The organism is Flavobacterium sp. 5 (assembly GCF_002813295.1).
Taxonomy (GTDB): Bacteria; Bacteroidota; Bacteroidia; order Flavobacteriales; family Flavobacteriaceae; genus Flavobacterium.
Genome location: NZ_PHUE01000001.1, coordinates 2,982,639 through 3,009,202, shown reverse-complemented (window position 1 = coordinate 3,009,202; position 26,564 = coordinate 2,982,639). Strand labels below are relative to the sequence as shown.

Below are 26,564 nucleotides of genomic sequence, written 5' to 3'. Positions count from 1 at the left end.
AGAATTAAGCGTTACCTTTTGCTTTTTTAATTACCGCTTCTGAAATATTAGAAGGCGTTTCTGCATAGTGAGAAAACTCCATTGTTGAAGTAGCTCTACCTGAAGACAATGTTCTCAATGTTGTTACATATCCAAACATTTCCGATAAAGGCACATCAGCTTTAATAGTTTTAGCTCCATTTCTATCACCCATGTCATTTACCTGACCTCTACGACGGTTAATATCACCAACGATATCTCCCATGTTTTCTTCTGGTGTAATAACTTCCATTTTCATGATTGGCTCAAGAATTACAGCTCCAGCAGCTTTAGCAACTTCTCTATAACCCATTCTAGCCGCCAATTCAAAAGAAAGAGCATCAGAATCCACAGGGTGAAAAGATCCATCAGTTAAAGTTACTTTTAAACTATCAACTTGGTATCCCGCTAAAGGACCTGTTTTCATAGCTTCTCTAAAACCTTTTTCTACAGATGGAATATATTCTTTAGGAACGTTTCCACCTTTTACAGCGTTAACAAATTGTAATCCATTAGGAACTTTTCCATCAACTTCTTCAGCTGGCTCTAATTTAAATACGATATCACCGAATTTACCACGACCACCTGATTGCTTTTTGTACGTTTCTCTATGAACAGCAGATTTTGTAAAAGCTTCTTTATATTCAACTTGAGGCTCACCTTGGTTTACTTCAACTTTGAATTCACGTTTCATTCTATCAACCAAGATATCCAAGTGAAGCTCACCCATACCAGAGATAATAGTTTGTCCTGAAGCCTCATCCGTTCTAACAGTAAAAGTAGGATCTTCTTCAGCTAATTTAGCCAAAGCCATACCCATTTTATCTACATCAGCTTTAGTTTTTGGCTCAATAGCGATACCAATTACCGGAGCAGGGAATTTCATAGACTCAAGAATAATTGGGTGTTTTTCATCACACAATGTATCTCCAGTTTTAATATCTTTAAATCCAACAGCAGCTCCAATATCTCCAGCCTCAATATATTCGATTGGATTTTGTTTGTTAGCGTGCATTTGGTAGATACGAGAAATTCTTTCTTTATTTCCTGAACGTGTGTTCAAAACATAAGAACCAGCATCTAAACGCCCTGAATAAGCACGGAAGAAAGCTAAACGACCTACGAATGGGTCAGTAGCAATTTTAAATGCTAAAGCAGCGAATGGCTCCTTAACATCTGGCTTACGCAAGATTTTAGTTTGATCCTCTTCTAATAATTCAGCATCATCAGGATGAATCCCTTCAATACCTTCTTTATCCATTGGAGAAGGCAAGTATTTACATACTGCATCTAACATGAATTGAACTCCTTTGTTTTTGAAAGAAGAACCAGCAATCATAGGAATGATTGCCATATCCATTACAGCTGCTCTTAATGCCACGTTGATTTCTTCCTCTGTAATAGAGCTTTCATCTTCCATGAATTTTTCAAGCAAATTCTCATCATAGTCAGCAACTGCTTCAATAAGAATTGATCTGTATTCTTTTACTTCGTCAAGCATGTCAGCAGGAATATCAACAACTTCATAAGTTGCTCCCATTCCAGCATCATCCCAAACAATAGCTTGATTTCTTACTAAATCCACAACACCTCTGAAATCATTTTCTTCACCAATTGGCAAAGTGATCGCAACTGCATTTGATTTCAACATATCTCTTACTTGTTGACAAACCATCAAAAAGTTAGAACCTTGTCTATCCATTTTATTAACGAAACCAATACGTGGCACTCTGTACTGATCAGCAAGTCTCCAGTTAGTTTCCGATTGAGGCTCAACACCATCAACAGCACTAAACAAGAAAACCAAACCATCAAGAACACGCAAAGAACGGTTTACTTCAACTGTAAAGTCAACGTGTCCTGGAGTATCGATAATATTAAAGTGATAAGGCAATGTTTCAGGTAAAATTTTACCTTGAGTAGTTGGAAAATTCCATTCACAAGTTGTAGCAGCAGAAGTAATTGTAATACCTCTTTCTTGCTCTTGTGCCATCCAGTCCATTGTTGCAGCACCATCGTGTACTTCACCAATTTTGTGTGATTTTCCAGTATAGAATAATATACGCTCTGTTGTTGTTGTTTTACCAGCATCAATGTGAGCAGCAATTCCTATATTTCTTGTATATTTAAGTTCTCTAGCCATTTCTTAAGAATTAAAATCTAAAGTGAGAGAAAGCTTTATTAGCTTCTGCCATCTTGTGAGTATCCATTCTTTTCTTAACAGCAGCTCCTTCTTCTTTAGCAGCAGCTAAACATTCTGAAGCTAATCTCTGAGCCATTGATTTTTCGTTTCTTCTTCTTGAATAAAGAATCAACCATTTCATTGCCATAGAAATTTTTCTATCTGGTCTAATTTGCATTGGAATTTGAAATGTAGCTCCACCTACTCTACGACTACGTACTTCTACGTGAGGCATAACGTTTGTCAAAGCATCTTTCCAGATTTCTAATGAAGTTTTTTCGTCATTTTGTTTTTTAGTTTCAATGATGTCAATTGCATCATAAAAAACTTTAAAAGCTGTTGATTTCTTACCATCCCACATTAAGTTGTTCACAAAACGTGTTACCAATTGGTCATTAAACCTTGGATCTGGTAAAAGTGGTCTTTTCTTTGCCGCTCTTTTTCTCATGTCTTTTTTTTAATAAAATTTCACGAATAATCTAGCACGATAAATCACACTACATTAAACATAACTTTTTAAATTACTTTTTCGCTTCTTTTGGTCTTTTTGCTCCGTATTTAGATCTTCTTTGCGTTCTTCCTGCTACACCTGATGTATCAAGTGCACCACGAACGATGTGATATCTAACTCCTGGCAAATCTTTTACCCTTCCACCCCTAACTAATACTATCGAGTGCTCTTGTAAATTGTGTCCTTCTCCAGGGATGTAAGCATTCACTTCATTACCATTTGTCAAACGTACACGCGCTACTTTACGCATTGCAGAGTTTGGTTTTTTTGGTGTAGTAGTGTAAACACGCGTACAAACCCCTCTTCTTTGAGGACAAGAATCTAAAGCAACCGATTTACTCTTCTTAGTTATCTGAGTTCTTCCTGTTCTTACTAATTGTTGAATTGTTGGCATAATTAAATACTAAAATTTCTTATTATATTAAAATCCCGCTTTTTACGGGGTTGCAAATGTATGAATTAATTTTTACTCCACAAATCATAATTCATTTATTTTCAGTAGAAGTAAAAATTTATTTTCTAATTAAATAGACTCAATCAAAAAAAACAATAACAACTTAAAAAACAAACATTATGATTATTGTAACAAACGATAGATATTTGCGTTAGTTTTATTAAAAAGAAATCAAAATTGAAATCTAAAATTCTTATTCTATTTTTTTTACTTACTTATTTGACTTCCAAAGGTCAAACTCTTCAATTAAAAATAATTGGCAATACATCAATTGAGACCAAAATAATTGATTCCATCGGATACTCAAAAAACCAGCAAAGCGCTAAACAACTAATTGAAGAAATAAATACAGTTAGTAAAAAACTAACCGAAATAGGCTATATAAACAATCAAATAACTGAGAAAAACAAAGATAATGACAGTATTTATACAGCAAAAATATACCTTGAAAAAAGAATCAAAAACATACATATATATATAGGTATAAAAAAAGATCCCTTCCTAGATAATTTATTCAATACAAAACAAGATTCTATAATATTACCATATTCTCAAATAGAACCCTTTTTAAAACACACTATACAAAATTTGGAAAGAAATGGTTATGCATTCGCAAAAGTAAAACTCACCAACATTCAACAAAAAAAACAAAACCTATATGCAGATTTATCAATCTCAAAAGACAACAAAAGAAATATAAACTCGATTGACATAAAATACTCCAATCAACAAAAAAAACTCTTTCCTAAAGGAGCAGAAAAAGAAATCAATAAAAAACACAAAAACACAATCTTCAACCAAGAAACTGTAAAACAAATTCAACACGATTTTGAAGAATTTGGATTTATTAATCAGATCAAAGCACCTGAGATATTATTCACCAAAGACACCACTAAAGTATTTGTTTATTTAGAAAAAAGAAAAGCCAACAATTTTGACGGCTACTTAGGATTCAACAGTTCTGAAAATAAAAAAATACAATTTAACGGTTATTTAGATCTAACCTTGGTTAATGCAATTAAAAACGGAGAAGAATTATCCATTTATTGGAAAAACGATGGAAATAAACAAAAACTTTTTAACGCCAGTTTAAACATACCCTATTTATTCAACAGTGCAGTAGCAATAAAAGCACAAATCAACATTTTCAAACAAGACAGTATTTTTCAAAACACAAAAACTTTATTGCAATTGGGTTATTTACTAAATTACAATAAAAGGATCTACCTTGGCTACGAATCGACCGAATCAAGCGATATTCAAAATCTAAACAGTCAAAGTTTGACAGACTACAAAAACACTTTCTACACCACAACAATTGAATTTAAAAAAAACAACTCAAAAAACAAACTGTTTTCAATAAAATCATACATAAACTTAGCTCTTGGTACAGGAAATCGAACAACAAGTACAAATCCTTCCTTAAAGCAAAATTTTGTAAATTTTAACATAATGAATGATTTTTACATTAATGAGAAAAATATTATAAATGTTAAAAACCAGAATTATTATTTAAAAAGCCAAGATTACATTACAAATGAATTATATCGTTTTGGAGGAATTAACTCCATAAGAGGGTTTTCAGAGAATAGCCTACAAGCAAATTTGATGATTGCTATTATGACAGAATATAGGTATTTAATTTCGTCTAATTTATACCTTAACTCTATATTAGATTACTGTTACTACGAAGATCCAACAACTTTTGCTACTACAAAAACCAACAAAAAACTTCTAGGCATAGGCCTCGGGTTAGGTACACAAACCACAAATGGGTTATTAAAATTCGCCATCACAAATGGCAAACAAAGCAACAATGAAATTAAATTTTTCAATACCAACGTTACGTTAAATTACAGCATAAAATTTTAACAAGACAAGATCTGTTGTTTTTATAACATTATTTAGTTAATTTGTTATAAAAATACATTTTTATTATTGCGCAAATTGCCTTTTTTTAAATATTCACGCAAGAATATGTTAAAAAACACCTTAAATTTTATTATTTTTAATATTTATTTATAACATTATCCTAGTTATAAGTTAAAAATATAAAGTAATTATGCGCGCATAAAAAAATTGAATGTTATAGGATGGTTAACAAATTATTATGATTTTTGCCGCACTAATTCAAAATATTTAAAAATGAAACTAAAGTTCAATGGATTCTTAGTACTCCTTGTAGTACTAGTGGCGCAACTAACTTTTGCGCAAGAAAGATCTGTTTCAGGTATTGTTTCCGACAATGCAGGTATGCCTTTACCGGGTGTAAGTGTATTAATTAAAGGTACAAAAAATGGAACTCAATCAGATTTCGATGGTAAGTATACCATTAAAGCAGCACCAAGTGACATCTTGGTATTTACCTATGTAGGCATGAAGCCTTCAGAAAAAAGTGCTAGTTCAACAACAGTAAACACAAAATTAACAAGTGACGCTACACAACTTGAAATTGTTGTTGTAACTGCCATGGGTATTAAGAGAGAGAAAAAAGCATTAGGATATGCTACACAAGAAGTTAAAGCTGAAGAACTTACCAAAGGTAATAACAATAGCCTAGCTGGAGCCCTTCAAGGAAAGTTAGCAGGTGTTCAAATTACACCTTCAAGCGGTGCTCCAGGAGCCTCTTCTCAAATTGTAATTCGTGGAGCTCGTTCTTTTACAGGAAACAACACACCATTATATGTAATTGATGGCATGCCAGTAGCATCTCAAGCAGATTACAGCACTGGGGACAGCGTAACAGGATCGGATAGTTCAAACAGAGCAATAGACATTGATCCAAACGATATTGAATCTATAAACGTTCTAAAAGGCCAAGCTGCATCAGCAATTTATGGACTTAGAGCTTCAAACGGAGTTATAGTAATTACCACAAAAAGTGGCAAAGGAGCTTCTAAAAATGGAAAACCTACAATAAGTTTTTCTACTTCGATTACTGCAGACAACGTATCTAGAAAACCTGATTATCAGACTGAATATGCTCAAGGGTCAACTAATACATATGACCCAACAAGCTCATTGAGCTGGGGGCCTAAAATTTCTAGTTTACCAAACGATCCAAAATACGGAGGTAACATTTCCAACGTATTGAATGGTGGAGATATAACAACAAACGCTGGGAAATATTATGTACCACAAAGAGCTACTGCTGGCTTAGACCCATGGGTAAGTCCTAAAGTATATGACAATTTTGGTGATTTTTTCAAAACAGGAATTACAGTAAACAATTCTTTTAGCATAACACAAGCAACTGAAAAAAGCAATTACGCATTTAGCTTAGGATCATCAAACCAAGATGGCTTTATTCCTGCTACTGGTTTTGATCGTTATAATGCAAAAGCCGCATTCAGTACAAAACTATCAGATGAATGGAAAACGGGTTTTGTTGGTAATTACGTTCAAACTAAAATTGAAAAAGCTACTGGCGCTAATGATTCATCTGTTGCTGGAGCATTTGCAAGTCCTATAAGCTACGATTTAAAAGGAAACGGATATGAAAATCCGTTAGACCCATATAAGCAAATTTATTACAGACCAACTGGTTTCAATAATCCATATTGGGCTGCTGCACATAATATATTTGACGAACAAACGGATCGTTTTTATGGAAATAGCTACGTAGAATTTGCACCAAAAATATCAACAAACGATCAACATAAAATATCATTCCGTTATCAACTTGGTGCAGATTCATATACCACCAATTATAGAGATATACAAGAATACGGAAATAAACAAACTACACAAGGTCATTTAGATCTTTATGGAATTACATCTAGAACAATAAATTCATTATTTACAGTAAATTATGAATACAAAATTTCAGATGATTTAAATTTAACAGCTTTAGCTGGTAATGAGATTAATGATAGGTATGAAAAATCATACGACATGATAGGAAACGACCTTAACTTTGGAGGTTGGGCTAATTTAGGTAACGCAAAACAAACAGTTGCAACTGATAACATTACTAAAAACCGTACTTTTGGTTTATTTGGAAATCTAAATCTTTCATACAAAAACTTTATCTTCCTTGGAACTACAGTAAGAAAAGATATTGTATCATCAATGCCTAGAGATAATCGTTCATTTGTTTACCCTTCAGTTTCATTAGGTCTTGTATTGACAGAATTGGAGGCGTTAAAAGGAAACTCAACAATATCTTTTGCCAAATTAAGAGGGTCTTGGGCTGAAGTAGGTCAAGCTGGTACTTATTTTGATAATTATTACACGGTACCATCCTATGGTGGTGGTTTCTGGGCAAACAGTCCCGTAAATTACCCTCTTGGTGGAATAAATTCATACATCCCAAACAATCTAGTGTATGATTCGAACTTAAAACCTCAAAATACAAAATCATATGAACTAGGTGGAGAATTGCGATTATTTGAAAATCGTATTAGTATAGATTATACATACGCTAGACAAAACGTAATTGATCAAATCTTTGATGTGCCATTAGCTGGTTCTACAGGTGCAGCAAGTTACCGTACGAATGGAGGAAAAATTCATACTAACAGTCATGAATTATTAGTAACCGTTATTCCAGTAAAAACAACTAATTTTGACTGGACCTTATCTGCAAATTTTACAAAAACAGACAATTATGTAGACGAACTTAAACCGGGAGTAGATAATATTTTCTTAGGTGGGTTTTCAACACCACAAATTAGAGCTAGTGTAGGAGAACGTTTCCCAGTTATATACGGAACATCTTTTGCAAGAGATGATAAAGGAAATATTATAGTTGATTCTAAGGGATTGGCTCTAGCTGGAGAAACTAAAGCACTTGGACAAGTAGCTCCAAAATTCAACTTAGGAGGATCAACTTCTTTTAGATACAAACAAATAACTCTTGCTGCTACCTTCGAATGGAAAAACGGAGGAAAGATGTATAGCGGAACAAATTCATTGTTAGACACTTACGGACTGAGTGCTAAAACAGGAAACCGTGATGAACTATTAGTTCAAGAGGGAGTAACAAAAACTGGAGAAGTAAATACAAAAGGAGCTACCAAACAAGATACTTATACAAGATATTCAAACATTGCTGAATCAGCCATATATGATGCATCTTTTGTAAAACTTAGAGAAATTTCAATAGGATACACTATGCCACAATTTTCAAAAGGATTCGACATACGTTTTTCTGCTTTTGCACGAAACATTTTGTTATCATCTAAACTACCAAATTTAGATCCAGAATCATCACAAGGAAATAATAATATGGCAGGAGGTTTTGAGCGACTATCTATTCCACAAACAACAAGTGTTGGAGTTGGAATGAATCTAACAATTAATTAATATAATTCAAAAAATCATGAAAAAATATAAAGTCTTATTACTTTTGGTGATTGCGTCAATTTCATTAAATTCTTGTTCAGAGGATGTAATGGACGATATCAATACCAATGTAAACAATCCAATTGATGCTCCAAGCCGTTTTGCCATTACTGATGCTATGACAAGTACTGCATTTAGTAATACTGGTTCGGATCTAGCTTTCTATACTGGTGTTTATATGGAATTAAACGCAGGTGGTTTTGGTCAGATGTACAATGCTGAGATAAGAAATGGCGAGCCTCAAAATCAAACAACTTTTAACAACGCTTGGAACAGTCAATATCAAACATTATTGAATCTAAAGCGAATCATGAACAAATGTTCTACGGGTAACGAAATAGGGAACTACAGCACATTAGGAATAGCACAAATCCTATACGCATACAACTTAGCTTTACTAACAGATATGTATGGAGATGTCCCTTTATCTGAATCCTTCCAACCTGGTGTTATTTTTCAACCTAAAATTGACCGTCAAGAAGATCTATACAAGATTGTTTTTTCAACTTTGGAAGATGCTATAGTTAACTTAGAGAAAACAACATCTTCGGTTTATCCAAATTTAGGAACACAAGATTTAATCTATGGAGGAGACACATCCCAATGGATAAAAGCTGCTAATGGTTTGTTAGCTCGTTATACTCTGCGCCTTTCTTTTAAAAATCCTGACTATGCTAAAGTATTAACCTATGTTAGTAAATCCTTTACAGATAACAGTGAGGAACTAAAGATGAAAAATGCAAATATTCCAAATCCTTATTTTCAATTTGATAATGACAGAGGCTATTTATTTGCAAGTAAAAGTTTATTTGACAAACTAAACGTTAGAGCAAATGACCCTCGTGCTGAAGGTTATTTTGAAAAAATTAAAAAAACAACTGGAGCCCCTCTTACCTACGAATTTTTTGAGAATGGTGTTAGTATTCAAAGTCAAAAATATTCGTATTCAGCTTTAATAGACGAAACTAATCCAATTTTTATGTTAAGCTACCACGAATTGTTGTTTATCAAGGCTGAAGCTGAAGCAAGAAATTCACCTGCTGTAACAAGTACAAGCTCTTTAACAGATGCTGTAAATGCCGCTTTCAATAAAGATGAGGCTGTTAATTTTTCAGAAACAGATGCTGCAAGCTATGTTGCTGGATTAAACATTGTAACTAATGCCGATTTATTAAAAGAGATTGCAGTACAAAAATATCTATCTTTCTACGAAAACGAATCAGTTGAGGCATACAATGACTACAGACGTTTACTAGCTATGTATGGATCTGCAGCGGCACATCCAATTCAATTGGCAAATCCTAAAAACACAACTCAGTTCCCACTTAGATTACCATATGGAGATTCTGATGTGTCTACAAACGATAATGTCAAAGCAGCATTTGGTAATGGAACTTATGTATATTCAGAAAAAGTTTGGTGGGCTGGAGGAACTCGCTAATATTTTTTTCCACAAATATCTAATTCAAGAAAGAACATAAATTTAAATAAAATTAAAAACCATCCCATTTTTCGGGATGGTTTTTTTATATGAATGTTTTTCCTCATACTTATTTCAATATGTGATCACAACCTAAAATTACAATCAAACACTTATGAAAATATGTCAATTCCACATTTCAATAAAGCCAAATTTGAACACCTTCGACAAAACTTTTTCATACAAATAATTACTACATCACTTGTATAAACTTGACTAAATTACTCCCAATAATCATTCATTAAGCGCTATAAAATTTAAAAGTATTTTTTTTGTAGCATAATAAAAAAATACTGTTTTCTTATATTTTCAATATATTTTCTGAAATATTATTTAACAATAATCATGACATTCGTCTTTAATATTTTCATCAAACATGAATCTATTTCTCTTGTTTTACATCTAGCTTCTAGAACAAAATAATCATATTTAAATCCTATTATCTATTCCAAAGTACTAATTGTGTTTCTGTAACACTTTCCTACAACATTTAATATTGAACCTAATTTAGTTAATTTCTTCTTTAAAATACTATTAAAAACATATTCTCATTCAAAACTAGCTGTAAAAGTACACTGTTTTATTTCAAATAAAATCACACTAAAATTCAACTTTTTGTTTTAAGAAATAGAATAACAACTACAAATTCATTCCGAGATCAAAACTTATCCAATTTAAACATCACAAATAGACTTGAATATTATTGACAGAAATTCTTAAGAAAAATCGTTAGTAAATAAATTTAAAAAAAAATAAAGCATTTACTTACTAATAAAAAGTTAAAAAATATTTAAAAAAAAAACATAATAACACCTCAAATTCACAATTAATTTACTAAAATCTATTCTATAACCCTTCATAAAACTAGCCTTATAATAAGAACTAAATCTTTAATTAATATAAATCAACACTAATGAATTTCAAGGAATTAAATGCAAATCAAGAAAATAAATCTTAAATTTTTATTAATGTTTTCAATCAGTAATGCTAATAAAAAAAAGAAAAAATAAAATTATATAACATAAACACAATGATAAGTTATAATGTTAATTTTTGGCTTTAACTCTAAAAAAACAGAACCATTATTAGGTTAATTAACATATAATTATGATTTTTACATAACTAATTCAAAATATTTAAAAATGAAACTAAAATTCAATGGATTCCTAGTTCTCCTTGTAGTACTAGTGGCGCAACTAACTTTTGCGCAAGAAAGGTCTGTTTCAGGGGTTGTTTCTGATAATGCAGGTATGCCTTTACCAGGTGTAAGCGTATTAATAAAAGGAACAAAAAATGGAACGCAATCAGATTTTGATGGGAAATTTTCTATCAAAGCTCAACCAAGTGATGTACTAATATTTAGTTATATTGGGATGAAAACATCAGAAAAATCTGCGAACTCAACAACAATTAATGTAAAACTAGCAAGTGATGCAACGCAATTAGAAAGTGTAGTAGTTACTGGTAACGCAAAAGGCAGAAGCATTAAAGAGATGACTTATTCTGTTGGTCAAGTTAACGCATCTGCTCTTGAAAAAGTACCCGCTTTAGATGCAATTACTGCACTACAAGGAAAAGTGTCAGGTTTAAAAATTAACTCAGCCTCAGGAGAACCAGGAAGCGAAATAGCTGTTCAATTACGCTCAGCAAATTCATTAAGTACTGGACAAAAACCAATGGTTATTTTAGATGGAGTAATTTTAGAAGGAGGATTGGCAGATATAAACACACAAGACATAGAGAGAATTGAAGTAGTAAAAGGAGCTGCAGGAGCATCTTTATATGGATCAAGAGCTGCAAGTGGTGTTATACAAATTTTTTCAAAAAGAGGTAAAGGATTAAATGGAAAATCAAGAATCACTTATCGTACAGAAAGTGGATTCAGTAACATAACTAATAAATTAGATTTAGCAACTCAACACAAATATGAGCTAACACCTGATGGTACAGACTTTGCATATGATGCAACAGGTAATAGGATTGTAGAAACAGATAACCTTGGAAACAATCCTTACCCTTCAAAATATAAAATGTATGATCTTCAAGACAGAGTTTATAGATCAGGTTCATTCACTTCTCATCACCTAGCTGTTGAAGGAGGTAATGACCCAACTAATTTTTTATTATCCTACGATAGACAAGATTCAAAAAGTGTTATAGATCTAACTAATACCTATTCTCGTAATAACTTCCGATTAAATCTAGATCATAAGATTTCAGATAAATTTAAAATTGGTGCATCTATGGTTTATAGCAATTCAAAAAAAGACCCTTTTATAATGGGAAATAACGGAGTTCTATTTGATGCAATAATATTAGAACCTATATCGAATTTGGACGCTCCTAATGCTAATGGGACTCCATTTTTATATCAACCCTCTGAATTTACTACCACAGAAGAAAATCCTTTGTATATCATAGCAAATAATGATAGAACTGAAGAAAGAAATAGATTCATAGGAAGTTATAATGCCGCATACGATGTAACTAAATGGTTTAAGGCTACAGCAGAATATTCAATAGATTTCGAACAAAGTAATTTTGTTGATTTTTTCAATAAAGGTTATTTAGGGAGTAAACCTCGTACCAATTTAAATAATGGTTATTTAGCAAAAGCAACCTTTTCAGGTAAAGCTGAAAATCTAAGAGCAGAAGGTCTATTCTCAAAATCTTTTGGAGACTTTAATGGTAATTTAAAAGTAGGTTTTTTAGACGAACGTTATAAAAATGATTTTAGTAGAACTGAAGGTTCTGGGCTAGCAGTGTCAGATATTAAAACTCTCGATAATTTACTTGGACCTACAAAACAAACAACATCAAGAAGTGAAGAAATAATTACAGATAGTTATTACGGAGTATTAGATGCTGATTATTTAAAAAGAGCATTATTTAGTGTTGCATATAGAATTGAGGGTTCATCACTATTTGGAGAAAACACAAGATGGAATAACTATTACAGAGCTAGTGGCGCTTATAGAATAATCACAAGCGATTCTAACATAAATGGTATTGAAGAATTTAAATTAAGAGCTTCTATAGGAACTGCTGGAATCAGACCTTTGTATGGAATGAGAGATGAAACTTTTACTTTACAAAATGGAACTGCTTCTAAATCTACTTTAGGTAATGAAGAATTAAGACCAGCTGTAGCAAAAGAAATAGAATTAGGTTTTAACATTTCTTTTCTTAAAAGATTCAATGCTGAATTTAACTATGTAAAAACAAATACCGATGATCAAATTTTATTAGTACCACTCAATGGTCTAACAGGTTATTCAGGTCAATGGAGAAATGCCGGCGAAATGGAAGCGTCTTCATATGAAGCAAGTTTAGGTGTGAATATAATTAACAACAAAGATTGGAATTGGGATTTGAATGTTTTATGGGACAAATCATCTCAAAAAGTTAAAAGACTTGATGTACCTAGTTATTATACTGGACCTGGAACACAAGAATCATCGTTTTTCTTAGTAGCTCAAGGTGAAAATTTTGGAGCCATGTATGGTGACAAATTTATAACAACATTAAATGACTTACCAAGTGGCTTAAATCAATCAGATTACAATATAAACTCAAAAGGATACGTTGTTAGTAATACCACAGGACTCCCTGTAAAATACAAAGATGACAAAGGGAATACTAATGTCAAAATTGGAGATATCACTCCTGATTTTAACATGAGTTTTACTACTAATTTAAGATATAAAGATTTTACTTTATATGGTTTAATTTATTGGAAAAAAGGAGGTGACATATACAACAAAGTAAAACAATGGCTATACAGAGACTCCAGAAGCGCTGACATCCAAAACGAAGGATTAACAGATGATTTTTATGCCTCTGCAGCTGGTCTATACAATACAAACCAAGCAAGTTCAGCATTCGTAGAAGATGGATCATTTGTAAGATTAAAAGAATGTTCACTATACTACACCTTAACAAAAGAAAAAATTGGTAAGAACGTAGGTTTTATTGATGAAGTAAAGTTCGGCATAGTTGGAAGAAACCTATTAACCTTCACTGATTACACTGGTCAAGATCCAGAAATCTCATCTCCATCGGAAAACACAAGAACGGAATTAACCTCAAGAAGTACGGATGGTACTGGTAGTAATTCAAACAATCCTGGAGGTGATCCGAATGTTTTTAAAGTAGATAATTTTTCATACCCTACTTTAAAATCATTTTCACTTTCTGTTCAATTTAAATTTTAATAATTATGAGAACGATATTTAAACTAAAAATAATTATGCTAATTTGTATATCACTTAGCATAAACTCCTGCACGAATGATATTGACAATGTAAAAAACAATAACGACCCAAATGCCGAACAAGTGCTAGCAAATGGAAATGACTTAGTTTCTGTTATAGCAGGAGGATTTAACTCTTGGTGGTATGGAAGCAATAGTGATGTCTATCCAGCTTTATCTGTAGCTGGGGATATAGCTACCTGTTCTTGGGGAAATTATGGTATGAGAACATTATCTAACGAACCTCGGAATTCAATACCAAACACTAATTCTTGGTCTGATGCAAGTGTAATACTTCAACCATGGTCAAGTTATTATTCTGCAGCATCAAGTGCTTCAGATGTCATAAAAGCTATTAAAAACGGCGTTAAATATTACAAAGATGATGTTGACGAAACGAATTCTATTTTAGCATCTGCCTACTTCTTAAGAGGTATTTCTTTAGGATATCTTGGATTAATGTTTGACAAAGCTATAATAATAGATGAAAACACCGATCCGCTTGCTACACCGATAGTATCAAGTTATAATGACCTTATCACAGCAGCAATTGATGACCTTAACAAGTCAATCCTACTATCTACAAATAATACATTTGAATTACCTTCAAATATTATTAATGGGTACACTTTAGATAATGATAAATTATTAAAACTTGCTAATTCATATTCTGCAAGATTTATTGTTCAAGCTGCAAGAACACAAAGTGAAACTGATGCAATAGATTGGGCAAAAGTAAAAACATTTGCCGAAAATGGAATACAAGAAGATTTTGGTCCATTAGGTGATAATGGCACAAGTTGGTGGAGCAACGTTGTACTTTTATCTAATTCTCCAAATGGATTCCAGGAGTCAGGAGGAAGACTAGACATGAGAATCATTAATTTAATGGATCCTACGCAACCTAAATTTTATCCTACCACAACTCCAATAGCAAATCCATCTATAACAACAGCGGACAAAAGAATAACTACCGATTTTAATTTTGAAAGTTCTGTCGAGTTTAATCCTGCTAGAGGTAAATATCATTTTTCTCACTATATCAGTACGAGATACATAAGTGATCCAAACTTTTCAGATGGATCTGACACAAAAAGGATGATTACTTTTGCTAAAGCAGATAATGATATGCTACTAGCCGAAGCAAACGCAAGATTAAACAATTTAGCTTCCGCAATTACAATAATAAACAATGGAACTAGAACGACAAGAGGTGAATTACCCGCTATAGCAAACTCTGCAACAAAAGATCAAGTATTAGATGCTATATTTTATGAACGATATGTTGAGTTATTCAATGGAGTTGTTGGTGGAGGATTCTTTGATAGAAGAAGAACTAATCAACTTCAAATAGGAACTTTTAGACATTTCCCTATTCCATCAAAAATATTACAAGTTCTTCAATTACCATTATATACCTTTGGTGGTGCTTCAAATGATCCTACAGGAATGGTCGCCCACTATAATATAGAAAGTAATCCAACTAGAACTGACGACACTAACATTCCAACGTTTAATTAAAAATCATGTTTTTTTTTCTAAAACCATCCTCATTTTGGGGATGGTTTTTTTTATATCTTTGCGCCATGGAAAAAGAACATCAAATATTTGGAATCAGAGCAATAATTGAAGCCATACAAGCGGGCGCAACAGTTGATAAAGTATACATTCAGAAGGAAGCTAGTGGCGAACTAATGAAAGATTTAATGAAAGTGATGAAACGTGGCAATATCAATTTCTCTTACGTTCCTGTAGAAAAACTAAACCGATTGACTCCTAATAATCATCAAGGTGCTGTAGCAAGCATATCTCCTATTTCATTTTTTGATTTAGAAACCTTGATAGATACAGTTATTGAAAATGGTAAAAAACCATTGTTTTTAATTTTGGATCAAATTTCGGATGCGCGTAATTTTGGTGCAATCATTAGAACAGCAGAATGTACAGGTGTTAATGGTATTATTGTTCAAAAAGCAGGCTCTGCTCCAGTAAATGGCGATACAGTAAAAACTTCGGCAGGTGCAGTATTTAATATACCTATCTGTAAAGTAGAACATATAAAAGATGCTATTTTCCTTTTGCAGGCAAGCGGCATAAAAACTGTTGCTGCAACTGAAAAGACGGACCAAAATATTTATGATATATCTCTAAATGAACCATTAGCAATTATTATGGGTTCGGAGGATAGAGGAGTAAACCCTTCTGTACTTAAAATTGTAGATGAGAAAGCAAAACTTCCAATGTTTGGAACTATTGGATCTTTAAATGTTTCTGTAGCTTGTGGTGCCTTTTTATATGAAACAGTAAGACAGAGAAGTTAAAGATCGCAGAATTTAGAATTTAGATTTTAGATTGCACGGAAAAATTGAAATCTTTCAATTTTAAATATAAAATTTAGATAAAAAAATGAATCAAGACTCTAGTTTTGATTCATTTTTTTCATTTACAAACTCTGGATTTTCTATATAATCATAGACTACATTTGTACTAGACAGAAAAAAAGGATTGATTTCTGTTTGGTTTTCTTCTTCAATTTCAGGTTTTGGCAAATTGACAAAATTACCATTCTCATCAAATCGTTGCATAAATTTATCTTCGGCAGAATTGTAATCAGGGCGTTCCCAATCGTATTTTATCACTTTTTTAAATTCTGTTTTTTTATAGAAAAAAGTAAGCACTAAGCCTGAAATTAATCCTGATAAATGTCCTTCCCAAGAAATAGTGTCATCTATTTTTGGAAAAACATACCAAACCATTCCACCATATAGAACGACAACAGTTAGCGATAAAGCTACTAAACGATAATATTGCGTTTGAAGCCCTTTAAAGAAAATAAAAGAAACCAAAACATAGATTAAACTACTAGCCCCGATGTGATAATTTTCTCTTCCAATAAGCCATGTTAAACTACCCGAAAGTAAAATTCCAAATACCAAAATTCCCCAAGCTTCTTTGCTATAAAAAAAGAACAAAGCTGCTAATAGAACTACTAATGGAATGGAATTATTATAAAGATGCTCAATATTCGAATGAATAAACGGGCTAAAAATAATGCCTTGTAAACCAGAAGCAGTTCTAGGCAAAATTCCATTATCATCAAAGTCGAAACTAAAACGGATTTCTAACCAATATATGAACCACAGAAACAGCACAAAAAAAAGTGGCATTCCTATTACTACATTGGTAAATTTAAAATTATTTTCTTCCATTTCCAGACTATATAAATTGTCAAAATAAGCTTTTAATGTAAATCAAAAATGTAACCAAAAGTAATGTAGTGCTATTTTGTCATATAAATCTATATTTGTTATAAAAACTAATGCCCTAGCCCAGATCGAAATGAAAAGCCCACAGCTGAAACAACTCATTTTTCTTGCAATAAAAGAGCAACCAAAGGGAGCTCCTTTTATGGTTAGAAAAATAGTTGAGGCAGCGAGGACTTGCAATGTAGTACTGGATTTGCTTCAAAAAAATATAAAAAATGTGTAATTTTACAAAATGGAAGCACCATTAGCAGAACGTATACGCCCTCAAAAATTAGCAGATTATATTAGTCAATCTCATTTGGTTGGCCCTAATGGTTCGTTGACGCAACAAATCGCAAAAGGAATCATACCTTCATTAATTTTCTGGGGTCCTCCTGGAACCGGTAAGACCACTTTGGCACAAATTATTGCGCAAGAATCTAATCGCCCTTTTTATATATTAAGTGCTATTAATTCGGGAGTTAAAGATATTCGAGATGTCATTGAAAAAGCGAAACAAAGCGGTGGATTATTTACAGCCAAAAATCCAATTTTGTTTATTGATGAGATTCATCGTTTTAGCAAATCGCAACAAGACTCATTATTGGCTGCGGTTGAAAAAGGTTGGATTACACTTATTGGTGCTACGACAGAAAATCCAAGTTTTGAAGTTATTCCTGCTTTATTGTCCCGTTGTCAGGTTTATGTCTTGAATGCTTTTACCAAAGTGGATTTGGAGCATTTGTTGCATAGAGCAATGAGAATTGACAGCTATTTAGCATCTAAAAAAATAGAATTAGCTGAAACAGAAGCTCTATTACGTCTTTCTGGCGGTGATGGTCGTAAACTATTAAATATTTTTGAACTGGTCGTAAACGCATCCGCTGAAAACGAAATTGTAATCACCAATGACCGTGTTTTTCAATTAGTACAACAAAATACAGTTTTATATGATAAAACTGGTGAACAACATTACGACATTGTTTCGGCTTTTATAAAATCGATTCGTGGGAGTGATCCCAACGGAACTGTCTATTGGTTAGCCAGAATGATTGAAGGTGGTGAAGATGTAAAATTTATTGCCCGAAGAATGTTGATTTTATCAAGCGAAGATATCGGAAATGCCAATCCAACGGCTTTTATAATGGCAAATAATGCTTTTCAAGCGGTTTCTACAATTGGGTATCCAGAAAGTAGAATTATATTGAGTCAATGTGCTATTTATCTAGCTACTTCACCAAAAAGTAATGCTTCTTATTTGGCCATTGGTACAGCCCAACAATTAGTGAAACAAACTGGTGATTTACCTGTACCTATCCATTTGCGAAATGCTCCTACCAAATTAATGAAAGAATTAGGATATGGTGAAGATTATAAATATTCTCATGATTATGCCAACAATTTTGCTGACCAAGAATTTTTACCAGAATCATTAAGTAATACCCCTATTTATATTCCAGGAACAAATTCCAGAGAAAACACAACTCGTGAATTTCTTAAGAATAGATGGAAGGATAAATATGGGTATTAGCAGTCTGTGTTTGCAGAATGTAGACCTCCCATAAATAACATAGCCCATGATTTAAACCATGGGCTATGTTATTTATGTCAGATTTGATTAAATTTAAAACTTTACAGTTATTTTCTCTGACATTAAAACATCTTTCTCGTAATATTCAAAGTACCATTGGCTTTCTTTTAAAACTAAAGTTCCTTGTATATCTCCTTTAGATGCTAAATAAATTGAAGGGTTTGTGGTTTTATAGACTTTCATAACCACTTTTGGAGTGCTATCAATTAATTGAAATCCGTTTTTGATTGGCTGTGCAAATAATACCGTTCCGTCTGGCTCAGTATTACTACTAGGCACATTTACAGCTACAGCGGCAGCAACTACAGGAGCAACAGCTACCGAAGAAGCTACTTGCGGAGAAGTCATTCCGTTGTTTGTATTATTTACGACTGATTTACCACTATATTTATAATTCAACGCATATACAGATTGAAAAGCCATATTCAATGCTTCAACATAAGCTATATCATACTCTTTTTCTTTGCTTTTCCCTACTTCGGATTTAAAAACTTCTTTACCATTACAATCCTTAAAGACCACGTAAAGTTTTGTGGTTAAAAATCCATTTTCCCTTACTACATCTACATTTAACAAATTACATCTATCATTGTATCCACTAGGAAAATTTTCATTAGCATAAAAAGCTTCAAAACCTGCCTTTTTTAAATTCATTTTTGTTAAAGTACAAAGACGGTATTGATTATCAGATTTAAGAAAATCATATCTTAAAGGGATAATAACTGCGGTATAATCATTAACCGATTGAGCAAATCCAATGCTTGAAACAAACAATAATAGGTATAGAAATTTTGACTTCATGATTTATAAATATTTTTTTAGTTCTAATAAATGTGTTACTTGTTTAATATTTTGTTCTACCTTGATGTTCTTATCATTAAAAAAAATAGCATCTAATCCAGCATTTAATGCACCTTGCACATCTGCTTCCAGACAATCACCAATCATTATACTATTTTCTTTATTGGCTTTTGCCAAATCAAGAGCGTATTCAAAAATAACAGGGTTAGGTTTTTTAACGCCGGCCATCTCTGAGTTGGTTATTGTATTGAAAAAAACAGCAATATTTGAATTATTTATTTTCTTATACTGAACATCAGCAAAACCATTAGTAATAATATGCAATTTATACTTTTTTTCAAGATATTCCAGCACTTCTATTGCACCATCAAATAAACAATTATTTTGAGGCAATAAGTCAATATAATCTTGGGCAATACTTTCAATTTGGGCATCTGACACAAAATATTCTAATGCGTCAAAAGTATGTTTGAGACGATTATATCGGAGTTCGGCATGAGTGATTTTATCATATTGGTATAATTTCCAACATGCTTGATTGATAGGAATATATTTTTCGATAAAATCAGTAATTGTTATTGTGGGATGATCTTTCTTAAAAATAGTTTCAAAGGCCAACTCTGAATTAACATCAAAATCCCAAAGTGTATGATCTAAGTCAAAGAAAATATCAGTTATTTTAGAAGACAACATGTAATAGTATTATTTAAAAATTCGTTTATCGAAAGGAAAATCGTTTTGTTCTATAATTCTGATTTTAGAAAAATCAATATGATGCGGATTAATTAGAAAATTAAAATCTCCTTTTACTACTGCCGAAGGAACTTTTAAAATACAAGCTTCATTTCGTTTTATAAAATCATCCCCTAATAGAGGTGTTTCAAAGGTACAAGGAAAAACATTCCAATCTATATTAATTGTGTTAAGATCTAAAATTTCAACAAGAACATCGTCAGGAATTTCAATTGTTAACATCACGAAATCACTAGGTAATATTGCCAATGAAAGATGAACTAAAACCTCAGCCATTGCTAAAGCTCTATTTTGAGCACAATATATAATCTCTGTTCCTTTTGAATTCCAACGTGCTCCCGAAATTGAAGCTCCTTTTCCCGATAACTCAATAGGATATTTTTTTCTTGCCAGTCGAAAAACCTCCATTATACAAAAATACCTTGATCTATTTTATTCAATTCATTAACTACCATTTCTTTGCCATAAGAATCTTTGAGTAATTCGATAGGTTGCAAATTTCCAAGGGCAAATGAAGGCGTGTTAAGCCATACATAAAATTGTGCCTCAGTATCAAAAACAGTGTTTCCCAAAGAAGTCACTTCGGCTAATTCTAGTATTTTTTCTGATTGTATTGGTTTAAAAATAAAATCATCTTTAATTTTATTTCTTTGAAGCGATTTGGTAGAAATACCTAAAAAAGAAGCCCAATCCTCTTCATTAAAAGGAGTTACTTCTTTTATCAAATTAAATAAATCATACGAAATCCCTTCTCGAATAGCATGTACGATTAACATTCTATTTTTTAGAAACTCATCATACGTAATATTCTTATTTAAAAGGGTATATCCTCGTTCTTGCTCCACTCTATTAACCAAAGCCCTAACGGCTTTATCAATAGCTTCTCCTGATTTTAATTTTATAGCTTCCATAAAAAAGACATTTGACTGTAAATATAAGACAAATGTCTGTATTGTGCAACTATTTTAAAAAATCCCTTCATCAACAAAACTATAATAACCTCTTTCGGTAATAATGATATGATCTAAAACTGGAATATCCAATTGCTGTCCAGCCACTTTAATCTTTTTGGTTATTTGAATATCAGCATCACTGGCCTGCAATTTTCCCGAAGGATGGTTGTGCGCTAAAATGATGGAAGTTGCATTTTGTTCTAAAGCAATTTTAAATACAATCCTAGTATCAACGACAGTTCCTGTCATTCCTCCTTTACTCAGTTGCGTTTTAAAAAGTATTTTATTGGAATTATTTAAAAACAAAACCCAAAATTCTTCATGAGACAACTCTCCTATTATTGGTTGCATCACTTCAAAGACTGCTTTACTAGAAGTTATTTTTGTTAACTCAACAACCTCTTCGCTTCTTCTTCGCCTACCCAACTCCATAGCAGCAATTATAGATATAGCTTTGGCCTCCCCAATACCTTTAAAAATCATTAATTGCCCAATGGACAACTTCCCTAAAGCATTTAAATTATTATCTACACTTGCTAAAATCCTTTTACTCAAATCTACAGCCGACTCGTTTCTACTTCCAGAACCAATTAGTATAGCGATCAGCTCGGCATCACTCAAAACGCTTTTACCCTTAAGCATTAGTTTTTCACGAGGCTTATCATCTTCGGACCAATGTTTAATTGGGAAATTAGTTGTTTCCATTCAAATACAAATTAACAATTAGATTTTGCTAATCTACAACAAAAACAAGAAAAATCCCTCAAAATAAATAGTCTTTATAAAAAAAGCCAATCAACAAATGTCAATTGGCTTATGATATATTATAAAATAGATTTTATAATATTAACTGTTTTACCTCATCAAAATTCAATCCTCCATAATTACCAGAACTCATCAATAATAAAGCCGAATTTTCTAAATTCAGATTAAACAAATAGTCTTTAAAATCTTTTGGATTAGTATAAATAATCAAATCTTCTCTATTAAAAGCTTTCGAAATTTGCTCATAAGTCACTTCTTCTAATTGTTTGATTTTTACAGCATCAGGTGAATAGAATACAACTGCAACATCAGCATATTCAAGCGCACCTTCGTATTCTTTAAGGAACTCTGCATTCAAACTACTATAAGTATGTAATTCTAAACAAGCAACAACAGTACGATTTGGATATTGTTCTTTTACTGCTTTGGTAGTTGCAGCAACTTTGCTTGGTGAATGTGCAAAATCTTTATAGGCAACTTTCCCTTTTCCTTCTGCAATTTTTTCCAAACGTTTAGAAGCTCCTTTAAAACTCGCAATTGCCTCATAGAAATCAGCTTCATCCACTCCCATGTTTTGACAAATCCATTTGGCACCCGCCAAATTATTCAAATTATGCGCTCCAAATACTTCGATTGGCATTGCTCCTTCTGGAGTTTCTAGTAAAGTTATACCGTCTTGTACAGTATATTTTGGCGTATGGTATGCTAATTTTCGAATTGGATTAGTTGCTTTTTCGGCAACACGTTTTACTTCAGAATCGTCTTCATTGTAAACCAAAATTCCACCATTAGTAATTTTATCAATAAAGATTTCAAACTGCTCTACATAAAAATCATAGGTTGGAAAAACATTAATATGATCCCAGGCAATTCCAGAAATCAAAGCGATATTTGGCTGATACAAATGAAATTTAGGTCTTCTGTCAATTGGCGAAGATAAATATTCATCCCCTTCCAAAACCATAAAATCATTATCTTCGGTAAGATGCACCATTGTATCAAAACCTTCTAATTGTGCCCCTACCATATAATCTACTTCAATATTATGATAATGCATTACATGCAAAATCATCGAAGTAATAGTCGTTTTTCCGTGAGAGCCACCAATAACAACGCGGGTTTTATTTTTGGATTGCTCGTATAAAAATTCAGGATACGAATAAATTTTAAGTCCTAATTCCTGTGCTTTCAAAAGCTCTGGATTATCAGCTTTGGCATGCATTCCAAGAATTACAGCTTCAATATCAGAAGTAATTTTTTCAGGAAACCAACCTAATTCAACAGGTAAAATCCCTTTTTTCTCCAAACGAGATTTTGAAGGCTCAAAAATAGCATCATCGCTCCCTGTAACTTGATATCCTTTATTGTGTAATGCCAATGCTAAGTTGTGCATTGCGCTTCCGCCTATGGCAATAAAATGTGTTCTCATTTAGTCTCTTTATAGTGCTTTTATTCAATAATCAATTACTTGATTCCTTTATTACTTTTATTTTTATACTCTTCCCAAACAATATTAGCTTTCTCTGGTTGCTTCATTTTATTTTTATAAAAATCTGCCAATGCCTGATAACAAATTTTAGAACCCCCTATCAAAATAGCCCTTTTGTATTGAACTTCTGCCTCAGCATATCTATTAAAATACTCATTAATATGTCCTAACGATAAATACCCGTCAACTGGAGATATTTCACGCAATTCAGACGAATATTTAATTGCTTTAGACTCACTTCCGCCTACTATTGCTGGTAATTGCAAATTCAATTCGATCAGCGCCCATCTGGCTTCAACATGTTTTGGATTCAATTCTATAGCTTTTTCAAACGAAGATCTCACTTCGCCAATCATTCCTAACGCCTTTATTTTATTGACTCCCAGAGATTTCATCGCCAAAGCACCTCCGTATTTATAATAGTAATTAGCTTCGGTTGGCTTTAACTTTTCTAGTTTTTTATAATAAATTAAGGACTTATCCCAATATTTATTTTGCGATGCAATATCGCCTAAATATTCTAAAGTTCTAAGATGATTTGAATTGGTTTTTAAGTAATTTTCTAAAAGAGGTTGTGCCTCATCAAATTTCCCTTCTTTGAATAATTTTTCACCTTTCATAAAGTTAGTTTGACCAAAAATTAGCCAAGGAAATAACACGAATAGAAGCAGGGATTTTTTCATCCCCCAAAATTAAGAAAATGCAACAAGTATCATTTAGTTTTAAGTAAAAATTAGTACTCTATTTGAATCTTCTATTACACCTCTTTTTAAAAATAAAAAACTACAGCCTAATCCCAAAAACTTGACGGTTTTTTTCATATACAAATAATACTAAAAACACATTGAAATAACATAACGGTCTTACTTTCGTAAAAACTAAAAATGAAAAGAAGAAGAAAAATTCCGTTGGTAGTTATAAGTGACGTTCATTTAGGCACTTACGGATGTCAAGCCAAAGAATTATTGCAATATTTAAAATCAATAAATCCTCAAACATTGGTTTTAAATGGAGACATCATCGACATGTGGAGTTTCACCAAAAGTTACTTTCCCGCATCACATATGAATGTCTTGAGACAAATCATAAAAATGTCAAATCAAGGCACCCGAGTAATCTATATTACAGGAAATCACGATGAAGCGTTGCGAAAATACTCTGATTTCATCTTAGGAAATTTCGAATTAGTCGACAAAGTTATTTTGGATTTAGACGGCAAAAAAACGTGGATTTTTCATGGAGATGTATTCGATTCCTCTACACAAGGATATGCCAAAATACTAGCCAAACTAGGCGGAAAAGGCTATGATTTACTAATTCTAATCAACAGTTTAATCAATTGGTTTTTGGGACTTTTAGGCAAAGAAAAAAGAAGCTACTCCAAAATGATAAAAGACAGTGTCAAGAAAGCTGTTTCTTTTGTCTCTAATTTTGAAACCACAGCTGCCGAAATCGCCATCCAAAAAAAATACAGTTATGTCGTTTGTGGACACATTCACAAACCACAAATGAAAGAAATCGTCAACGAACATGGAAGTGTAATGTATCTAAATAGTGGCGATTGGATCGAAAACCTTACTGCATTAGAATATAAAAAACAAAAATGGAGTCTTTACCATTATAACAGGGAGCATTACACCGAATCAGACAGCCAAGATGATAAAGCAGTAAGCGACATTGTAAACAAAATACTCTCCTAAACAAAATATACAGAAATGAAAATATTTTACGCTATTCAGGCAACAGGCAATGGACACATCAGCAGAGCCATTCAATTATATCCCTATCTACAAAAATATGGCGAAGTCGATTTTTTCCTTAGTGGCAACAATGCAACGCTCGATATTAATTTGCCCATAAAATTCAAAAGCGAAGGTTGCAGCTTGCATTACAGTAAATGTGGCGGTTTGAATTATTGGGACATTGTCAGGAATGTCAAACCAAGACAAATCTATAAAGATGCCGATATATTACCGCTAAAAAATTACGATGTGGTTATCAACGATTTTGATTCGATTACTGCGTTGGCGTGCAAAATGCAAAAAGTACATTCCGTACAATTTGGTCATCAAGCCAGTTTTATATCTCCTCACACTCCCAGACCCGAAAAGAAAAGCGTCATGGGCGAAATGATTCTAAAACACTATGCACCTTCGCCAAAGAATATTGGTCTGCATTTTGACAAATATGACGATTTTATTTTCCCACCCGTTATCAAAGATGAAATCATAAATGCCAATCCCAAAAACAAGGGTCACATCACTGTTTATCTGCCTTCCTTCCAGAAGGATTGTTTAGAAAAAGCATTCAACAAACTTCCTAATTTATCGTTTCATTGGTTTCTAAATGATATAAAAACCAAACACACCGTAAAAAACATCACGTATTACCCTGTCAACCAAGACTATTTTAATAAAAGCCTTATCAACTGCGAAGGAATCATTACAGGCGGTGGATTCGAAACCCCATCCGAAGCTTTATATCTTGGCAAAAAAATACTCTCCATTCCTATTCGTCAGCATTACGAACAGGAATGCAATGCTGCAGCTCTCAAAAAACTAGGCGTTCCAGTAGTTTATGATGTCGCAGATGACTTTTATTTAGTTATCGAAAACTGGCTCAATTCCAGAGTAAAATACCCAACTATGAAAGCCAACAACATTCCTGAAACCTTAGAATATCTATTTGATATGTATAACGACTAAAAGTATTTAAAGGAGCGAA

General features: G+C 32.6%; 20 protein-coding genes. 9 read left to right on the top strand and 11 right to left on the bottom strand.

The window, feature by feature from the left end; all coding sequences use genetic code 11:
- Positions 1–4: 4 nt before the first annotated feature.
- From fusA to rpsL, 3 genes are all read right to left on the bottom strand, one after another.
- Positions 5–2,161, bottom strand: coding sequence for an elongation factor G (fusA, locus tag CLU82_RS12320; RefSeq protein WP_100843380.1), 2,157 nt, complete (start codon positions 2,159–2,161; stop codon positions 5–7).
- Positions 2,162–2,171: 10 nt separating this feature from the next.
- Positions 2,172–2,648 carry a 30S ribosomal protein S7 gene (gene rpsG, locus CLU82_RS12315; RefSeq protein ID WP_026727879.1) on the bottom strand — a complete coding sequence of 159 codons (477 nt, stop codon included), beginning with the start codon at positions 2,646–2,648 and terminating at the stop codon, positions 2,172–2,174.
- A gap of 73 nt (positions 2,649–2,721) precedes the next feature.
- Positions 2,722–3,105, bottom strand: coding sequence for a 30S ribosomal protein S12 (gene rpsL, locus CLU82_RS12310; RefSeq protein WP_007136570.1), 384 nt, complete (start codon positions 3,103–3,105; stop codon positions 2,722–2,724).
- 237 nt (positions 3,106–3,342) lie between these two features.
- On the opposite strand from rpsL, the gene CLU82_RS12305 reads away from it, so the two are divergent.
- The 6 genes from CLU82_RS12305 (at position 3,343) to rlmB (ending at position 16,564) form a co-directional block, all read left to right on the top strand.
- Positions 3,343–5,037, top strand: a complete 1,695-nt coding sequence (locus tag CLU82_RS12305) for a hypothetical protein (RefSeq protein ID WP_100843379.1) — start codon at positions 3,343–3,345, stop codon at positions 5,035–5,037.
- A 273-nt stretch (positions 5,038–5,310) separates the two neighbouring features.
- On the top strand, positions 5,311–8,472 hold the full coding sequence (locus CLU82_RS12300) for a SusC/RagA family TonB-linked outer membrane protein (RefSeq protein ID WP_100843378.1): 3,162 nt from the start codon (positions 5,311–5,313) through the stop codon (positions 8,470–8,472).
- Positions 8,473–8,488: 16 nt separating this feature from the next.
- Entirely contained in the window at positions 8,489–9,952 is a 1,464-nt protein-coding gene (locus tag CLU82_RS12295; protein WP_100843377.1) for a SusD/RagB family nutrient-binding outer membrane lipoprotein, read from the top strand.
- A gap of 1,181 nt (positions 9,953–11,133) precedes the next feature.
- Complete coding sequence (locus tag CLU82_RS12290; protein WP_100843376.1) at positions 11,134–14,205, top strand: SusC/RagA family TonB-linked outer membrane protein; 3,072 nt, start codon at positions 11,134–11,136, stop codon at positions 14,203–14,205.
- 5 nt (positions 14,206–14,210) lie between these two features.
- Complete coding sequence (locus CLU82_RS12285) at positions 14,211–15,764, top strand: RagB/SusD family nutrient uptake outer membrane protein (RefSeq protein ID WP_100843375.1); 1,554 nt, start codon at positions 14,211–14,213, stop codon at positions 15,762–15,764.
- 65 nt (positions 15,765–15,829) lie between these two features.
- A complete protein-coding gene (gene rlmB / locus CLU82_RS12280) occupies positions 15,830–16,564 on the top strand; it encodes a 23S rRNA (guanosine(2251)-2'-O)-methyltransferase RlmB (protein WP_100843374.1) in 735 nt (244 codons plus the stop codon).
- A gap of 90 nt (positions 16,565–16,654) precedes the next feature.
- Here rlmB and CLU82_RS12275 read toward each other — a convergent pair whose 3' ends face one another.
- Positions 16,655–17,452, bottom strand: a complete 798-nt coding sequence (locus tag CLU82_RS12275) for a rhomboid family intramembrane serine protease (RefSeq protein ID WP_100843373.1) — start codon at positions 17,450–17,452, stop codon at positions 16,655–16,657.
- A 289-nt stretch (positions 17,453–17,741) separates the two neighbouring features.
- On the opposite strand from CLU82_RS12275, the gene CLU82_RS12270 reads away from it, so the two are divergent.
- Entirely contained in the window at positions 17,742–19,019 is a 1,278-nt protein-coding gene (locus CLU82_RS12270) for a replication-associated recombination protein A (protein ID WP_100843372.1), read from the top strand.
- Positions 19,020–19,112: 93 nt separating this feature from the next.
- Here CLU82_RS12270 and CLU82_RS12265 read toward each other — a convergent pair whose 3' ends face one another.
- From CLU82_RS12265 to CLU82_RS12235, 7 genes are all read right to left on the bottom strand, one after another.
- Positions 19,113–19,880 carry a hypothetical protein gene (locus CLU82_RS12265; RefSeq protein WP_100843371.1) on the bottom strand — a complete coding sequence of 256 codons (768 nt, stop codon included), beginning with the start codon at positions 19,878–19,880 and terminating at the stop codon, positions 19,113–19,115.
- A 3-nt stretch (positions 19,881–19,883) separates the two neighbouring features.
- Positions 19,884–20,570: a YjjG family noncanonical pyrimidine nucleotidase gene (locus CLU82_RS12260; protein WP_369829047.1), complete on the bottom strand. Its 687-nt coding sequence runs from the start codon at positions 20,568–20,570 to the stop codon at positions 19,884–19,886.
- A gap of 12 nt (positions 20,571–20,582) precedes the next feature.
- Positions 20,583–21,041, bottom strand: a complete 459-nt coding sequence (locus CLU82_RS12255) for an RES family NAD+ phosphorylase (RefSeq protein WP_100843369.1) — start codon at positions 21,039–21,041, stop codon at positions 20,583–20,585.
- On the bottom strand, positions 21,041–21,544 hold the full coding sequence (locus tag CLU82_RS12250; protein ID WP_100843368.1) for an antitoxin Xre/MbcA/ParS toxin-binding domain-containing protein: 504 nt from the start codon (positions 21,542–21,544) through the stop codon (positions 21,041–21,043). Before CLU82_RS12250 ends, CLU82_RS12255 begins: the two co-directional genes overlap by 1 nt.
- Before the next feature lie 54 nt (positions 21,545–21,598).
- A complete protein-coding gene (gene radC, locus CLU82_RS12245) occupies positions 21,599–22,291 on the bottom strand; it encodes a DNA repair protein RadC (protein WP_100843367.1) in 693 nt (230 codons plus the stop codon).
- Positions 22,292–22,424: 133 nt separating this feature from the next.
- Positions 22,425–23,780 (bottom strand): UDP-N-acetylmuramate--L-alanine ligase, encoded by a 1,356-nt coding sequence (gene murC / locus CLU82_RS12240; protein WP_100843366.1) that lies wholly within the window; start codon positions 23,778–23,780, stop codon positions 22,425–22,427.
- Positions 23,781–23,815: 35 nt separating this feature from the next.
- Complete coding sequence (locus CLU82_RS12235) at positions 23,816–24,460, bottom strand: lipopolysaccharide assembly protein LapB (RefSeq protein WP_232735244.1); 645 nt, start codon at positions 24,458–24,460, stop codon at positions 23,816–23,818.
- 264 nt (positions 24,461–24,724) lie between these two features.
- Between CLU82_RS12235 and CLU82_RS12230 the strand changes: the two genes are divergently transcribed.
- Both CLU82_RS12230 and CLU82_RS12225 read left to right on the top strand, forming a co-directional pair.
- The gene (locus CLU82_RS12230; RefSeq protein ID WP_100843364.1) at positions 24,725–25,540 is read left to right on the top strand and encodes a UDP-2,3-diacylglucosamine diphosphatase; all 816 of its coding nucleotides are present in this window, start codon (positions 24,725–24,727) and stop codon (positions 25,538–25,540) included.
- Between the two features lie 15 nt (positions 25,541–25,555).
- Positions 25,556–26,545, top strand: a complete 990-nt coding sequence (locus CLU82_RS12225) for a glycosyltransferase family protein (RefSeq protein WP_100843363.1) — start codon at positions 25,556–25,558, stop codon at positions 26,543–26,545.
- Positions 26,546–26,564 lie beyond the last annotated feature (19 nt).

Excerpts from the sequence above, each read along its gene's own strand:
- CLU82_RS12225 (WP_100843363.1), top strand. The coding sequence starts at position 25,556 with ATGAAAATATTTTACGCTATTCAGGCAACAGGCAATGGACACATCAGC.
- CLU82_RS12255 (WP_100843369.1), bottom strand. The coding sequence starts at position 21,041 with ATGGAGGTTTTTCGACTGGCAAGAAAAAAATATCCTATTGAGTTATCG.
- fusA (WP_100843380.1), bottom strand. The coding sequence starts at position 2,161 with ATGGCTAGAGAACTTAAATATACAAGAAATATAGGAATTGCTGCTCAC.
- radC (WP_100843367.1), bottom strand. The coding sequence starts at position 22,291 with ATGGAAACAACTAATTTCCCAATTAAACATTGGTCCGAAGATGATAAG.
- CLU82_RS12285 (WP_100843375.1), top strand. The coding sequence starts at position 14,211 with ATGAGAACGATATTTAAACTAAAAATAATTATGCTAATTTGTATATCA.
- rpsL (WP_007136570.1), bottom strand. The coding sequence starts at position 3,105 with ATGCCAACAATTCAACAATTAGTAAGAACAGGAAGAACTCAGATAACT.
- rpsG (WP_026727879.1), bottom strand. The coding sequence starts at position 2,648 with ATGAGAAAAAGAGCGGCAAAGAAAAGACCACTTTTACCAGATCCAAGG.
- CLU82_RS12275 (WP_100843373.1), bottom strand. The coding sequence starts at position 17,452 with ATGGAAGAAAATAATTTTAAATTTACCAATGTAGTAATAGGAATGCCA.
- CLU82_RS12300 (WP_100843378.1), top strand. The coding sequence starts at position 5,311 with ATGAAACTAAAGTTCAATGGATTCTTAGTACTCCTTGTAGTACTAGTG.
- CLU82_RS12230 (WP_100843364.1), top strand. The coding sequence starts at position 24,725 with ATGAAAAGAAGAAGAAAAATTCCGTTGGTAGTTATAAGTGACGTTCAT.
- CLU82_RS12235 (WP_232735244.1), bottom strand. The coding sequence starts at position 24,460 with ATGAAAGGTGAAAAATTATTCAAAGAAGGGAAATTTGATGAGGCACAA.
- rlmB (WP_100843374.1), top strand. The coding sequence starts at position 15,830 with ATGGAAAAAGAACATCAAATATTTGGAATCAGAGCAATAATTGAAGCC.
- CLU82_RS12290 (WP_100843376.1), top strand. The coding sequence starts at position 11,134 with ATGAAACTAAAATTCAATGGATTCCTAGTTCTCCTTGTAGTACTAGTG.
- CLU82_RS12295 (WP_100843377.1), top strand. The coding sequence starts at position 8,489 with ATGAAAAAATATAAAGTCTTATTACTTTTGGTGATTGCGTCAATTTCA.
- CLU82_RS12265 (WP_100843371.1), bottom strand. The coding sequence starts at position 19,880 with ATGAAGTCAAAATTTCTATACCTATTATTGTTTGTTTCAAGCATTGGA.
- CLU82_RS12270 (WP_100843372.1), top strand. The coding sequence starts at position 17,742 with ATGGAAGCACCATTAGCAGAACGTATACGCCCTCAAAAATTAGCAGAT.
- CLU82_RS12250 (WP_100843368.1), bottom strand. The coding sequence starts at position 21,544 with ATGGAAGCTATAAAATTAAAATCAGGAGAAGCTATTGATAAAGCCGTT.
- murC (WP_100843366.1), bottom strand. The coding sequence starts at position 23,780 with ATGAGAACACATTTTATTGCCATAGGCGGAAGCGCAATGCACAACTTA.